Origin of the sequence: Xenorhabdus indica (assembly GCF_014467235.1) — a bacterium.
Lineage (GTDB): Bacteria > Pseudomonadota > Gammaproteobacteria > Enterobacterales > Enterobacteriaceae > Xenorhabdus > Xenorhabdus indica.
In genome coordinates this window covers 196,665-210,547 of the sequence record NZ_NKHP01000001.1, presented here as the reverse complement: position 1 = coordinate 210,547, position 13,883 = coordinate 196,665, and the positions used below count along the sequence as shown (strand labels likewise).

The window sequence follows — 13,883 nt, the reverse complement described above, 5'->3', positions numbered from 1 at the left end:
ATAGTAGTTATATGCCTATAAGAATATATTCCATATGGTTATAAGTGAATAACTATTAGCAATATAGAGCTGATTTAAACTACAAAAACATTCGTACATAATGACTACTTAGGGACAGTGCTGATATGAAATTACAGCAATTACGTTACATTGTAGAAGTGGTTAACCACAACCTGAATGTATCTTCTACGGCGGAAGGATTGTATACCTCTCAACCAGGGATCAGCAAACAGGTAAGGATGCTTGAAGATGAGCTGGGTATCCAAATATTTGCGCGTAGTGGAAAACATTTGACACACGTTACCCCGGCTGGTGAAGAGATTGTCCGTATTTCCCGTGAAGTCCTGTCAAAAATTGACTCGATTCGCTCCGTCGCCAGTGAGCATACCTATCCGGATCGTGGTTCTCTGTATATTGCCACCACACATACACAAGCAAGGTATGCTTTACCTCCCATTATTAAAGGTTTTATTAAACGTTATCCTAATGTATCTCTTCATATGCATCAGGGTTCTCCAACCCAAATTGCAGAAGAAGTCTGTAAAGGCAATAGTGATTTTGCAATAGCAACGGAAGCGCTTCACCTTTATAGTGATCTTATCATGCTGCCTTGTTATCACTGGAATCGTTCTGTGGTAGTCACCAAAGATCATCCATTGGCAGAAAGGCAAAATGTAACTATTGAGGAGCTGGCAGAGTATCCAATTGTGACATATACCTTTGGTTTTACGGGGCGTTCCGAGTTGGATGTTGCTTTTGACCGTGCTGGCATTAAACCTAAAATCGTATTTACTGCGACAGATGCGGATGTTATTAAGACATATGTTCGTTTAGGATTGGGAGTCGGGGTTATTGCCAGTATGGCAGTAGAACCCATTCAGGATAGTGACTTGGTACGAATTGATATGCGTGATAAGTTCAGCTATAGCACAACTAAAATTGGTTTTCGTCGCAGCAGCTTCCTACGTAGTTACATGTATGACTTTATCTGGCGTTTTGCTCCACATTTAACCCGTGATGTTGTGGATAGGGCTATTGCATTGCGGTCTAATGAAGAAATTGAAGAAATGTTTAAGGATATTGAACTACCCATTGTATAAAAAAGAACTAATAAGAACCGAGGAAAATAGCAAGAGTTATTTTCCTCGGTTTTTGTCGTTTGTGATTCGTGAATAGTGTCTTTATTTTCTGTGCCCTCTGCGATGTTTAGCTCCTCTGGAACTTCTGTTTCCTGCTTGTGAAGGTGCTGATGAAGCTTGTCCAAAGCCGAGTGAATCATAGCTGGGAGGAGCATCATAGCTTGGTGCTTCATAGGAAGGTGCTGAATAGGAGGGGGGGGCTTCATAAGGAGGAGGATTACGTCCAGGTACTGTACTAAATGGAGGCTGCAAACCTCTTCTGTGGAGATTTCTGGTTCTTGGCTGTGTGAGTGGTTGTTGTAAGTTCGATGGCCCTGGAATATCTCCACTTGTGTAGTGTTCATAATATTCTTGTGATGGAATAGGCGCGGACGAGGAAGAGGGTTGTGATTGTGAGAAAAGAAAAATGTTGTATGAAGATTTAAATTTTTCTAATGCTTCATGTTTATCAGAGCAATATGATAGATGAGGTACAATAGAAAACATGTATGTACTTAGATTTATATTGTAGGTATGACCACTCCACAAGATATACCTTCCAGGAATATCTTGTGTGAACCCCATACTTGCCAATAGGCTATGTATCATGTCATCTGATATTTGTGGTTCTTTGGGGATACGTAATTGACTGAAATCATTATATATTATACGTAATGATGTTATTCCATCGGAGCTTCTTGTATATTCCTTAATAAGTCGGTTCTTACGTAACTGCTCGAAATATTTGGCCAAATAAATCATATATCTCTCCACAAAAATTAAAGACAATTACTATGATAAATAGTTATCCAACTATTATCACCAAATAACAAGCAAATTATGCTAATGTATACTTGTTGTTTAGTGTCATCTGACATGTTTTTCTCATTCTGAAATATTATTATGGAGAGATATTTTCTAATAGGTAATAATAATTTAATTTATTCAAAATGATACGAAAAGTGGTTTATGACTCTCCTGTGCCGATACAACGTACTTTCATATAATTAGCGAGTTTTTTGTTATCTTCTGTTTTACTTGCTTGCAAGGCAGTAAAAACACCTTTTTGATCGCCTGGATTTTTATGCTGTCCTAATTTCTCTTTAGCGTGTATTTCATTAATGATGATTTTGAATCCGATAATAGCCTGTTGTTGTTTACTAAGGTACTCTTCTGGCATTAATTCGGTATTTTTCATCAACCCAGGCTCATATTTGTTGACTAATTCTTCTAAAGCCAATTTGGTTTCTTCATAGTTTAAAAATTTTGTGACACCGTAACAATGAACTGCCGTGTAATTCCAGGTTGGAACGGCATGAATGGATTCATACCACGTAGGAGATATATAAGCGTGTGGGCCAGTAAAAACAACTAAAACGTTCTGATTTTCCAACTCTTTCCAATGCGGGTTAGCTTTAGCAATATGACCGTATAAAACACCATTTTCTCCTTCATGAGGATTAAATACAAATGGAAGATGTGTTCCGGTTAAAGAGGGAGAAACTAATAACCCAAAACTATAAGTAGAAATAAATTTAGTGATATCTTCTTGATTTTTCATCTTCATTTTATCAGGTGTATACATGCTTGTGGCTCCGATATAGATTTGTTCAAGCGGTTTAAGAATAGCTGTGAAAAATTGGTACAGTAATTGCGTGGTTTATGTATTCAAGCTGAATTTAAAATTCTCCATTAAAAAAGTTATCTGATCTTTCTATTGATGACTGTTTATTTTTAAGGATAAATCGTTCAAAGGCTGTTTTAATTTCAGGATCTTCTAATGCTTGATAATCAAATAATGATACGCAGGAAGAATAGATAAATTCAACATTAATAGTTTCATTAGAAGCACAATTTGATGTGATCTCTGAATTATTTCTATCAAAATCCAGTTTATAGAGTTTCATTTTGGGAATATACATCACTTGCTCTTCATTCCCAACAGCTTCAATAACACTTGCTAATGTGAGAGTGGAATAATGGTCGCTATTTTTTTTCAATCCAAGTCTGATCGCATCTCCTTGTTTTTGCAGGAATTGAGAGAAGCTTTTCATACTTGGGGATTGTGTATTCACAACAATATCCATAATGAGTTGTAGTAAATTTGTTGCAATAGAGAAGCCTTTCATAACATGTTGGTATGTCTGTTCTTCAATATTTCGGATACTCACTAATGGTAGTTTGCCCATAACTTCACTCCAAAATTGCACATCTGTTCTGTATTGTCGTCCACGAGTATTGGAATATTTGATGATATAATCAGTAGCAATGGAAGAAAGTGTTATCTGGATTTTCTTTATTTCATCCAGTTTTTTCATAACAGCAGATTTATCACTGAGTTGTGAAGTCATGACAAACTGAACAAGGCCATCAGTATCACTGAATCGATGATCAGATAAGGTGAAATGGTCTTCAATATCATAAAAGAAAAATCGCTCGGCCTGTTTTATCTGATCTAAATATTCTTCACGTTTTGTGATAATTTCTTTATCCATAATTCACCTCTAATCATTAATAAGCAGTAATTATTTGTAGAAAATATTCAGGGCACTAAATATCGGTTCTGCTCATCAATAAAACACATCCATTTTGTGGCTGTCATCACTAAAATTTATCAATAAATGAGGATTTACAGAGTGTTAATGAAATGTGTGATAGCTGAACCACAATTATTCACGAATATGTTATGTTTAATGGTGTAACTGATCATAAATATAAGAATGGAGGAGTTATGTCGTTTAAGTTGAAAACGGACTGTGCCTCAACACTTTCCATTAATAGTAAATCCATTAACAGTAAATTCCTTGGCAGTAAAACTTACCATTATTACAGTTTGTCTTTGTTATCCGGGCAATTAGGTGAAATATCCCGTCTTCCGAAATCTCTGAAAGTCCTGCTTGAAAACCTCCTGCGTAACATTGATGGTGATTCTGTTGTTGAAGATGATCTGAAAGCGCTGGTGGCATGGCAACAAAGCGGCCATGCAGAGCGGGAGATTGCTTATCGTCCGGCCCGTGTATTGATGCAGGATTTTACCGGAGTTCCTGCTGTAGTCGATCTTGCAGCGATGAGAGAAGCTGTTTTACGGCTTGGTGGAAATGTTGAACAAGTGAATCCATTATCTCCCGTTGATCTGGTGATTGACCATTCCGTTATGGTGGATAAATTTGGCACTGAACAAGCATTTACAGAGAATGTTAAGATCGAAATGGAACGTAACTATGAACGCTATTTATTTTTGCGTTGGGGGCAAAAAGCGTTCAATCGTTTCCGCGTTGTACCGCCCGGAACGGGGATCTGCCATCAGGTTAATCTTGAGTATTTGGGTAAGGCAGTTTGGTATGAAAATCATAATGGAAAAGATTTTGTCTATCCCGATACATTGGTTGGCACAGATTCTCATACCACGATGATTAACGGGCTTGGTGTGCTCGGTTGGGGTGTTGGCGGAATTGAGGCCGAAGCTGCGATGTTAGGGCAACCTATTTCCATGTTGATACCTGATGTGGTTGGTTTCAGACTGACAGGTAAGCTACGTGAAGGTATTACTGCGACGGATCTGGTTCTGACTGTAACACAAATGCTACGTAAGCATGGTGTGGTCGGTAAGTTTGTAGAATTCTATGGCGATGGTCTGGCTGATTTGCCATTGGCAGACAGAGCAACTATTGCCAACATGTCACCGGAATATGGTGCGACCTGTGGTTTTTTCCCTGTTGATGAAATTACGTTAGATTACATGCAATTAACCGGACGCAGTGAAGATGAAATTGCACTGGTTGAAGCCTATTGCAAACAGCAGGGGTTATGGCGCAATGCAGGTGATGAACCTGTCTTCACCAGTAGTCTGGAGTTAGATATGTCTACGGTGGAAGCAAGTCTGGCCGGGCCAAAACGACCTCAGGATAGGGTTGCATTGAGCGCTGTTCCAAAGGCTTTCCAATCCGCTATGGATCTGGATCTCCAGAAAAAACAAGGGGATCATGCAACTGTACCTGTGACTTTTGATGACCAGACTTTTTCATTACAAGAAGGTGCTGTTGTTATTGCGGCCATCACATCTTGTACAAACACCTCGAATCCCAGTGTCATGATGATCGCAGGTTTACTTGCCAAGAAAGCGGTTGAAAAAGGTTTACAACGGCAACCGTGGGTTAAAACTTCATTGGCGCCGGGATCAAAAGTCGTAACAGAGTATCTGAAACTGGCAGGGTTTATGCCCTATCTTGAAAAGCTCGGTTTTAATCTTGTGGGGTATGGCTGTACCACCTGTATTGGTAACTCTGGGCCATTGCCAGATCCGATTGAGGCGGCGATTAAACAGGCTGATCTGACCGTTGGTGCGGTACTTTCCGGTAACCGGAACTTTGAAGGGCGCATTCATCCTTTGGTCAAAACCAACTGGCTGGCTTCTCCTCCACTTGTCGTTGCTTATGCTCTTTCTGGCAACATGAAGAAGGATCTGACCAGAGAACCAATAGGGCAAGACCGACAAGGCCATGATGTTTATCTGAAAGATATTTGGCCGAATAGCAGAGAAGTGGCTGAGGCAGTCGAAAAAGTCAGAACAGAGCTGTTCCATAAAGAATATAATGCTGTTTTTGACGGTGATGAAGATTGGCAGGCATTAGAGGTTGAAAGTTCAGCCACTTATTCCTGGCAGCAAGATTCAACTTATATTCGTCTTCCGCCTTTCTTCAATAATATGACACCGGAACCCGAGCCGATGACGGATATCCATCAGGCTAATATTCTGGCAATTCTGGGGGATTCGGTAACTACGGATCATATTTCTCCCGCAGGAAATATCAAAGCTGACAGCCCGGCAGGAAGATATTTACAGGAACATGGTGTGGATCCGAAAGATTTCAACTCTTACGGTTCAAGGCGTGGAAATCATGAAGTTATGATGCGTGGAACTTTTGCTAATATTCGCATCCGCAATGAAATGGTACCCGGTATTGAAGGTGGATATACACGTTATATTCCATCACAAACTCAGATGGCCATTTATGATGCAGCTATGCGCTATCAGGAAGAGAAGAAACCGCTGGCTGTTATTGCTGGTAAAGAGTATGGCTCTGGCTCCAGCCGTGACTGGGCGGCCAAAGGAACCAGGCTATTGGGAGTAAGGGTAGTTATTGTAGAATCTTTTGAACGCATCCACCGTTCTAACCTGATTGGTATGGGGGTATTGCCATTAGAGTTTCCGCAGGGTGTCAGTCGCAAAACACTTAATCTGACGGGAGATGAGCGTATTGATATCACCGGATTAAGTGACATCAAACCCGGACAGGTTATTGTGGTAAAAATTACTTATCCCAGTGGTGAGGAAATACGGATTAATACTCGTTGTCGTATTGATACCAACACTGAACTGGCATATTTCTACAATGGCGGCATATTGCATTATGTGATCCGTAATATGTTGAAATAGCAAAAATTAAATAGCGAAAGCAATATCCAGTGATATATATCCAGCAATAAAAGCCACTGAGCTCAAATTTATATAAATAAAGACTGCGCCCACACCGACGCAGTTTTTATTTTTCACAGTTTTTATTTCCTTACAGAAAGGATATTAACTGGATTTGGATAATAAATGTCCCATTAAACGAGCTTTTGTATCCAGGTAGTAAGCATTATTGGGATTACGCCCGACAACCAGTGGCACTCGTTCGACAATGTTAATGCCTGCTCCTAGCATAATCTCAATTTTTTGTGGATTATTTGTCAGAAGACGAATAGCACGAACATCCAGTAACTTATACATGTCTGAACACAGAGTGAAATCCCGCTCATCAGCGGCAAAACCTAACTGATGGTTGGCTTCGACAGTATCAACGCCTTGATCTTGTAATGCATAGGCGCGAATTTTATTCAACAGGCCAATATTACGACCTTCTTGACGGTGATACAGCAGAACACCCCGGCCTTCCTTGCTGATTTGTGACAGAGCAGCCTCTAACTGAAAACCACAGTCGCATCTTAAGCTAAATAAAGCATCTCCTGTCAGACATTCTGAATGGATGCGGGATAAAACAGGGTCATCGCCTGAAATGTCACCATACACGAGAGCAACATGGTCACGACCTGTTTCTATCTCTTCAAATCCAATCATCATAAATTCGCCCCAGGGAGTGGGCAACTTAGCTTCAGCTACTCGTTTTAGCTGCATTTTTGTATTCATATGTTGATTTAGCTCGTTATATCCCCGTCGTTTTTCAAGCCACAGTTTGTTGACGGTGTTCGTTCATCTGGTCACACAGTTATCTATATCTATCATATAGCTATCTACGCTCCCGGAGATTTGTTCCTTTACCGTCACGCTGCATCTTGAATTCCATAGGGTATAAATATTGTGATACTCAGAACAATACCAGTTTGGAAATCAGCTAAAACTGCGCAAAATTTTCTCTGATTACAGCGCATGTACGCGCTCGGATTATAACAGAAATTATGTTTTTGTCCGTAAAGAAAGACGGTTGCAGAGAACACATGAGAGAAATTAATTACAGTAATTTAGCATGCTAAACTATAAACGTATTTTGGGAGAAAGGTTAGATGTTGTCATTCCAATATAATGACGGAATTGCGAGGGAGCGAAGTAGAATATTGTCACAAAAAAGGAGAAATATTGGTTTGATGCAATAAAGTGCTTCCTTTGCGTAGACGAGAAATGCTAATTTAGCAAGCCATTATGTCTGTTATTTGGCATATTAATCAGCAACAATCGATAACAGGAAACAATGTGAAATATTTTCTGATCTTATTACTGGCACTGGTTGTTTTTGTTATCTCAGTTACACTGGGAACGAATAATAATCAAGTAGTAACATTTAATTATCTGATTGCCAAAGGCGATTATTCGATATCTACGCTGCTGGCGGTATTGTTTGCTATCGGTTTTGCTCTTGGATGGGGAATTTGTGGGGGATTTTATCTGCGTACCAGTCTGTCACTAAGACGCGCCAAACGTAAAATTAAGCGTCTGGAGACTCAGTTGGAACAACCGATTGAGCTATCTGCCAAAGAACAAGCCGCTAAAACTGCTTCTTCAGTAGTTTTAAACAAGGAATAATTCTCTATGTTAGAGCTGTTGTTTCTGTTGCTTCCTATTGCTGCAGCTTATGGTTGGTATATGGGACGCAGAAGTGCTCAACAAGATAAGCAGCAATCTGCAAACCGCTTGTCGCGTGAATATGTTGATGGTGTTAATTTTTTACTCTCCAATCAGCAAGACAAGGCGGTTGATCTATTTCTTGATATGCTAAAGGAAGATAGTTCAGCGTTTGAAGCACATTTAACGCTGGGAAATCTGTTCCGTTCTCGTGGTGAAGTTGAAAGAGCCATCCGAATTCACCAATCCCTTATGGAAAGCGCCTCTCTGACATTTGAACAACGCTTGCTCGCTATTCAGCAGCTTGGAAGAGACTATACAGTGGCAGGGCTGTATGACCGTGCAGAAAATATGTTTGTTCAGTTAGTCGATGAAAAGGATTTTCGTGAAAATGCGTTTAACTCTTTACTAACTATTTATCAATCAACCAGCGACTGGAGCAAAGCTATTGATGTCGCTGAAAAATTGGTCAAATTGGGTAAACAGCAGTTTCGGGAAGAGATTGCCCACTTTTATTGTGAATTGGCTCTGCAAGGTATGGGAGAAAAGGATTTCAGTAATGCCATTGGGTATTTGAATAAAGCAGCTCAGACAGATAAGCATTGTGCCCGTGTTTCTATCATGCTCGGCCGTATTTATATGGCACAAAAAGAGTATCTCAAAGCGATTGAGGTACTTAAACGCATTCTTGAACAGGATAAACAGTTAGTCAGCGAATCTCTGCCGATGTTGCAGGAGTGTTATCAAAATCTTGCTCAACCAGAAGAGTGGGAAACTTTTATTCGGCGCTGTGTAGAAGAAGATTGCGGTGCAATTGCAGAACTTCATTTGGCTGATATTATTGAGAAAAAAGAGGGGCGTGATATCGCCCAAAATTACATTAACCGTCAATTGGAAAGCCACCCGACAATGCGTCTATTTTATCGCCTGATGGATTACCATTTGGCGGACGCAGAAGATGGCCGTGCCAAAGAAAGTTTGATCCTTCTGCGTAATATGGTAGGTGAGCAGATCCGCACTAAACCAGATTATCGATGCTATAAATGTGGCTTTACTTCTCGCTCATTTTATTGGCATTGTCCTTCATGTCGTTCGTGGGACACCATCAAACCCATCCGTGGTTTAGATGGTCAGTGACAGTGTCACGATTATTGATGGCACCTTTCGACATGTTTTTTCATTTATGAAGTTTTCATTCACGAAATAAAGTTTATTAGTTAATTAAAGGCCGAAGAATGACATCTCATACAGCTCAAACTTTAGATAAACAGATTGAGTCCCCTGTTGTTGTTGCATTGGATTATGATAATCAGGATGCCGCACTGGCATTCGTCGATAAGATTGATCCACAGTATTGTCGTCTGAAAGTGGGTAAGGAGATGTTTACATTGAATGGCCCACAATTTATTCAGGTATTACATCAACGTGGTTTTGACGTGTTTTTGGATCTCAAGTTTCATGATATTCCTAACACAACTGCAAGAGCTGTGGCTGCGGCGGCAGAATTGGGGGTTTGGATGGTCAATGTTCACGCCAGTGGCGGGGAGAGAATGATGACCGCAGCTAAAGAGGCTTTATTACCTTATGGTAAAGATGCCCCGTTGTTAATTGCTGTAACTGTTTTAACCAGCATGGAACAATTTGACCTGTTGGGAACAGGTATTGATGTTACACCAGCACAACATGCTGAACGTCTGGCAAAATTGACCAAACAATGTGGTTTAGATGGTGTCGTTTGTTCAGCCCATGAAGCTCAGCAATTGAAAGCGGTATGTGGTCAGGAGTTCAAACTGATTACACCGGGTATTCGCCCTGAAGGTTCAGATGCCGCAGACCAACGCCGTATTATGACGCCACCACAAGCTGTTCAGGCAGGTGTGGATTACATGGTAATCGGTCGTCCGATTACTCGTGCTGAAAATCCCGCACTGGCATTACAGAAAATTAATCAGTCTATTGGGATTGTCCATGGATAATAATTCTCGCCTGGTGTATTCGACAGATTTTGGTCGCATTCAGGAAGAAAAAGTGACTCCTGCTCGTCCTAAAGGTGATGGTATCGTGCGTATTCAACGTCAAACCAGTGGGCGTAAAGGGAAAGGGGTTTGTGTGATCACAGGTATTGATGCTGATGACCAAACGCTTACCAAACTGGCAGCAGAATTGAAGAAAAAATGTGGTTGTGGTGGCTCCGTTAAGGATGGTGAAATTGAAATCCAGGGTGATAAGCGTGATTTGCTGAAGCAATTGCTGGAAGCGAAAGGCATGAAAGTGAAATTAGCGGGTGGCTGATTTAGTTTCTCATCCTTACCTCATACGCATTTCGTAAATCCTCACAAGCTATGCAGTAAATTAATTGTGTAGCTTGTCATAGCGGCCTATTGACTCAATCAAAATTCAATGCGTTTCATATCTCAAAGTTAAATATTAATTATTCAATTAGATTATCTATTATGAGAAGATTTTAACATTTTAAAATTCATACTATTTAGCACACCACTGACATTTAGTTAGTTTAAAAGGTTACTATATATGATAGAAATACGTGAAATTGATAGAGATAATTTGTTTGATATATGCGAATTAACATCAAATAAAGATGGTATTGGAACTGTGATGGAAGAATATATTTGTTGCAATGCTATTTCAATTGCTGAAGCCAAATTTTTTCCTGAATTTGAACCAAAGGCCTTATATCATAATGGAATATTGATTGGTTTTTTTATGTATAAACATATAGAACAGAAACCACAGGAAGTGGAAATTTGTCGATATATGCTTGATTACAAATTCTTAGGAAAAGGGCTAGGAAGAATGACATTTGAAGCGATATTATCTTACTTTAAAGAAACAGGAATTAAAACTGTAACTTTGATGATAGATGATGATAACCTAATTGCTAAAAAACTTTATACTTCTTTTGGTTTTGTTTTCACGGGAAAAGTTTTAAAAGAAGAGTATTATTACAGTTTAGATATATAAAAATTTTTCTGATTTAGGATTACATGTGGCTAATATAAGGAATGAGGCGCAGGCGCCTCATTCTATTTGATCTCGATAGCTTCTACATACTTCTTTCAAAGTTTCTTAAATAACGTCAGACATCAATCTTTTAAAATCAGAAGACGATAATTTGGATCTGAGATAATTTCTGATTCTTCAAATGGTAAATGTAACCATTGTTTAGCCTTATAGAAACGAGTGGCGTCACTATAATGCGGCGAAGCAGGATCATCTGACAATGAGGTTAATAATGCAGTATAAGCCTCTACTTTATTATTTGGAAAGCTAATAAGCTGTAAGTAACTGTTGCCAAAGATATCGAGTTTTGTATCATCGATTTGTTTTATACAAGCGATAGTGAAATACCCGATTTCACCACAGCCACCATATAAAGGAACACGATTATTTCCTCGTGGTAAATATAAATAGTCACCCCGTTGCGCATCCAGTGATAATCCACGGTGATTTAAATCCAGCACGGTGGATCCCAGTGCTTGCCGGAGTGTTTCTGTTATATCAGCATGGAGCTTACGTGGTGTATTTAATGGATCATTTTTGTTAAAGGGAATGGCAAATAAAATATGATCCGGTAAATCCAGCAGACGATCCCAAACACCATCCCAAATATGTGCCCCTCGTGCGGTAATATTACCACTATTATCCCAAGCCTTTAGAATATGGCAGGCTGTGGTTATATTAACGCGTTGCGGAGAGGAGTAGGTTATGTCATTCAGAGGGTCATGTTGTATATCGACCAGCGGTGAATGACAAGCTTTTTCTAACAGTTGAGATTTGAATAATTCAGCGGTCAAAACGCGACTGTTCAAAACCATTTTCTGGAGTACTTCATTATTGATGAATTTCCCCGGATATTGATCATGACCTTTCAAACGTTCTTGTACCATGATATGGCCTAAACGTGTTCGCATACTGACAGGTTTATTACCATCAGGGCCAAAGATGACAGGATAACCCGTCAAAGGTGTCTGGGGATTGGTAAGCCAATAACTGTCGTTCATATTGGCGACATAATCAGTACGCAGCAAATTAGGCATTCGCGCTGGTCCTACAGCACCTGCTTGAACTGAATCAGGGTCACTCTGCCAATCACAGAAACTGTGTGAACCGTCAAAAAATGGAATACCCGGAGATAATTGAGCAGCCAAGATTTGGCGGGATTTAGTGGTACAAATTTTCACTTGCTCTGGGGAAACATTAGGGACAGCACCCATATCCGCATACCAGGCCTGATCACTGCCACGACCCACGGCGACGGTATTTACCCAGGGCATAGCCGCTTCTTGCTGTTGGATAGCAATAAATTCGTCAAGAGAACGGGATTGACCCCAGCGTAACCAGTTTCGCCATAAGCGGAAATTGTCTTGATTGATATCGCGAACTGCAAATGCTTTTTCTGTGTCCCAACGTAGTGGGGAAAGATTCACCAGTGGCCCATATTCTGACTTATACAATGTGCGGGTAACGGGAATCACAGTGCCAGTATCTTGTTTAACTTGAACTGTAATGGTGTTGGCTTGCATTTTTATTTTTTTGCCATCACGGAGGTAACTTAATGGATCATCAGGTGCCAGACTGAGTTCATAAAAACCTATACGAGCTGTTACCGAATTGGTGTGACTCCATGCAACATCCTTGTTAAAGCCGATTTGGATAATGGGAATCCCTAAAAATGACACTCCACTGACATTGATTTCACCAGGAATTGTGAATTGAGCTTGGTAGAAACGGTCTGGGCCAAACCAAAACCAATGCGGATTGCCAAATAATAGAGGGGAGTCTGAATGAGTGGCTTGTGTTCCAAATCCATAAACATTACTACCAATGCCTTTACTTACCAATCTGTTCAAACGAAATGAAGCTATTGATATCGGTAATTCTGAGGTTGAAATATCCGTAGTTGACAAAGTCGTGGGAGGTTGGGCACTGACAATGTTAGTTAACATAAGGGTATACCCCTCTGCGAATAAGACAGCATACATACGTCGATAAATATCCTGTTCACTGATCGGCTGGATCCAGTCCTTATCACGACAGGCCTGATGAGCCGTGCTATGAAGGGGTAATTCGTGCAGGTATCGGTTATAACCAGCCGTAAAGCCGGAAACAAGTTGTTTGATCTTTTCAGGTTGGGCTTGAATCATACGCTCCAGCATATCTTCTGAAAGAATATGGCGGTGATAAAAATCAGAATCCAGATTTTTCACTTTATTTGTTATCCCTTCATAAACCAGTGTGGTTTTTCCGCCAAAATATCGGGATCGTTCGCCACGATAAGTCAGAAAGGAATCTGCCATAGTACAAAGATTATCCTGTGCCTGAACATAACCATAGCCATAACCTAATCCAACCCAATTTTTGGCTTTAATATGTGGAATGCCTAAACTGGTGCGACGTATTTCTGCATATTTATCCAAATGACTATTAACTTGTGTCGCAGGAGCGTGATGAAGACAGCCCCCCAATAAGCTTGAGCTAAAAATGAAGGTAATCATTTTAAGGCAGGATTTTATTTTTATCGTTTCAAATATCATGTTTCTTTTTCCTAGCAATAGTAAAAATATCTCTTCATAGGAGAGAATATTATTTGGCGGAGTCAACCTGCTGTTAACCACCTCCATAGG

The 13,883-nt window shown here is 40.0% G+C and carries 12 protein-coding genes; 7 read left to right on the top strand and 5 right to left on the bottom strand.

Features of this window, described 5'->3' with window-relative positions; all coding sequences use genetic code 11:
* The first annotated feature begins 125 nt into the window (after positions 1-125).
* Positions 126-1,100, top strand: a complete 975-nt coding sequence (cysB, locus tag Xind_RS00655; protein WP_047678146.1) for an HTH-type transcriptional regulator CysB — start codon at positions 126-128, stop codon at positions 1,098-1,100.
* Between the two features lie 81 nt (positions 1,101-1,181).
* Here cysB and Xind_RS00650 read toward each other — a convergent pair whose 3' ends face one another.
* The 3 genes from Xind_RS00650 to Xind_RS00640 form a co-directional block, all read right to left on the bottom strand.
* On the bottom strand, positions 1,182-1,880 hold the full coding sequence (locus Xind_RS00650; RefSeq protein WP_156115303.1) for a hypothetical protein: 699 nt from the start codon (positions 1,878-1,880) through the stop codon (positions 1,182-1,184).
* Positions 1,881-2,085: 205 nt separating this feature from the next.
* Positions 2,086-2,703, bottom strand: coding sequence for an FMN-binding negative transcriptional regulator (locus Xind_RS00645; protein WP_047678139.1), 618 nt, complete (start codon positions 2,701-2,703; stop codon positions 2,086-2,088).
* 94 nt (positions 2,704-2,797) lie between these two features.
* On the bottom strand, positions 2,798-3,613 hold the full coding sequence (locus Xind_RS00640) for a hypothetical protein (protein ID WP_187649260.1): 816 nt from the start codon (positions 3,611-3,613) through the stop codon (positions 2,798-2,800).
* A 236-nt stretch (positions 3,614-3,849) separates the two neighbouring features.
* Between Xind_RS00640 and acnA the strand changes: the two genes are divergently transcribed.
* Positions 3,850-6,555, top strand: coding sequence for an aconitate hydratase AcnA (acnA, locus tag Xind_RS00635; protein WP_187649259.1), 2,706 nt, complete (start codon positions 3,850-3,852; stop codon positions 6,553-6,555).
* 144 nt (positions 6,556-6,699) lie between these two features.
* On the opposite strand, the gene ribA is transcribed toward acnA, so the two are convergent.
* Positions 6,700-7,296: a GTP cyclohydrolase II gene (gene ribA / locus Xind_RS00630; RefSeq protein WP_047678130.1), complete on the bottom strand. Its 597-nt coding sequence runs from the start codon at positions 7,294-7,296 to the stop codon at positions 6,700-6,702.
* Between the two features lie 573 nt (positions 7,297-7,869).
* Between ribA and Xind_RS00625 the strand changes: the two genes are divergently transcribed.
* From Xind_RS00625 to Xind_RS00605, 5 genes are all read left to right on the top strand, one after another.
* Positions 7,870-8,199, top strand: a complete 330-nt coding sequence (locus Xind_RS00625) for a LapA family protein (protein WP_047678175.1) — start codon at positions 7,870-7,872, stop codon at positions 8,197-8,199.
* Positions 8,200-8,205: 6 nt separating this feature from the next.
* Positions 8,206-9,375, top strand: a complete 1,170-nt coding sequence (lapB, locus tag Xind_RS00620) for a lipopolysaccharide assembly protein LapB (RefSeq protein WP_047678127.1) — start codon at positions 8,206-8,208, stop codon at positions 9,373-9,375.
* 98 nt (positions 9,376-9,473) lie between these two features.
* Positions 9,474-10,214, top strand: coding sequence for an orotidine-5'-phosphate decarboxylase (gene pyrF, locus Xind_RS00615; protein WP_047678124.1), 741 nt, complete (start codon positions 9,474-9,476; stop codon positions 10,212-10,214).
* A complete protein-coding gene (gene yciH / locus Xind_RS00610; protein ID WP_047678121.1) occupies positions 10,207-10,530 on the top strand; it encodes a stress response translation initiation inhibitor YciH in 324 nt (107 codons plus the stop codon). The genes pyrF and yciH overlap by 8 nt, the downstream gene beginning before the upstream one ends.
* Positions 10,531-10,770: 240 nt before the next feature.
* Complete coding sequence (locus tag Xind_RS00605) at positions 10,771-11,220, top strand: GNAT family N-acetyltransferase (protein ID WP_187649258.1); 450 nt, start codon at positions 10,771-10,773, stop codon at positions 11,218-11,220.
* 122 nt (positions 11,221-11,342) lie between these two features.
* On the opposite strand, the gene Xind_RS00600 is transcribed toward Xind_RS00605, so the two are convergent.
* Positions 11,343-13,793: a penicillin acylase family protein gene (locus Xind_RS00600; protein WP_187649257.1), complete on the bottom strand. Its 2,451-nt coding sequence runs from the start codon at positions 13,791-13,793 to the stop codon at positions 11,343-11,345.
* Between the last annotated feature and the right edge of the window lie 90 nt (positions 13,794-13,883).

What these genes read in the sequence shown, in the direction of transcription:
- cysB (WP_047678146.1), top strand. Translation starts at nt 126, where the DNA reads ATGAAATTACAGCAATTACGTTACATTGTAGAAGTGGTTAACCACAAC.
- Xind_RS00650 (WP_156115303.1), bottom strand. Translation starts at nt 1,880, where the DNA reads ATGATTTATTTGGCCAAATATTTCGAGCAGTTACGTAAGAACCGACTT.
- Xind_RS00645 (WP_047678139.1), bottom strand. Translation starts at nt 2,703, where the DNA reads ATGTATACACCTGATAAAATGAAGATGAAAAATCAAGAAGATATCACT.
- Xind_RS00640 (WP_187649260.1), bottom strand. Translation starts at nt 3,613, where the DNA reads ATGGATAAAGAAATTATCACAAAACGTGAAGAATATTTAGATCAGATA.
- acnA (WP_187649259.1), top strand. Translation starts at nt 3,850, where the DNA reads ATGTCGTTTAAGTTGAAAACGGACTGTGCCTCAACACTTTCCATTAAT.
- ribA (WP_047678130.1), bottom strand. Translation starts at nt 7,296, where the DNA reads ATGCAGCTAAAACGAGTAGCTGAAGCTAAGTTGCCCACTCCCTGGGGC.
- lapB (WP_047678127.1), top strand. Translation starts at nt 8,206, where the DNA reads ATGTTAGAGCTGTTGTTTCTGTTGCTTCCTATTGCTGCAGCTTATGGT.
- pyrF (WP_047678124.1), top strand. Translation starts at nt 9,474, where the DNA reads ATGACATCTCATACAGCTCAAACTTTAGATAAACAGATTGAGTCCCCT.
- yciH (WP_047678121.1), top strand. Translation starts at nt 10,207, where the DNA reads ATGGATAATAATTCTCGCCTGGTGTATTCGACAGATTTTGGTCGCATT.
- Xind_RS00605 (WP_187649258.1), top strand. Translation starts at nt 10,771, where the DNA reads ATGATAGAAATACGTGAAATTGATAGAGATAATTTGTTTGATATATGC.
- Xind_RS00600 (WP_187649257.1), bottom strand. Translation starts at nt 13,793, where the DNA reads ATGATATTTGAAACGATAAAAATAAAATCCTGCCTTAAAATGATTACC.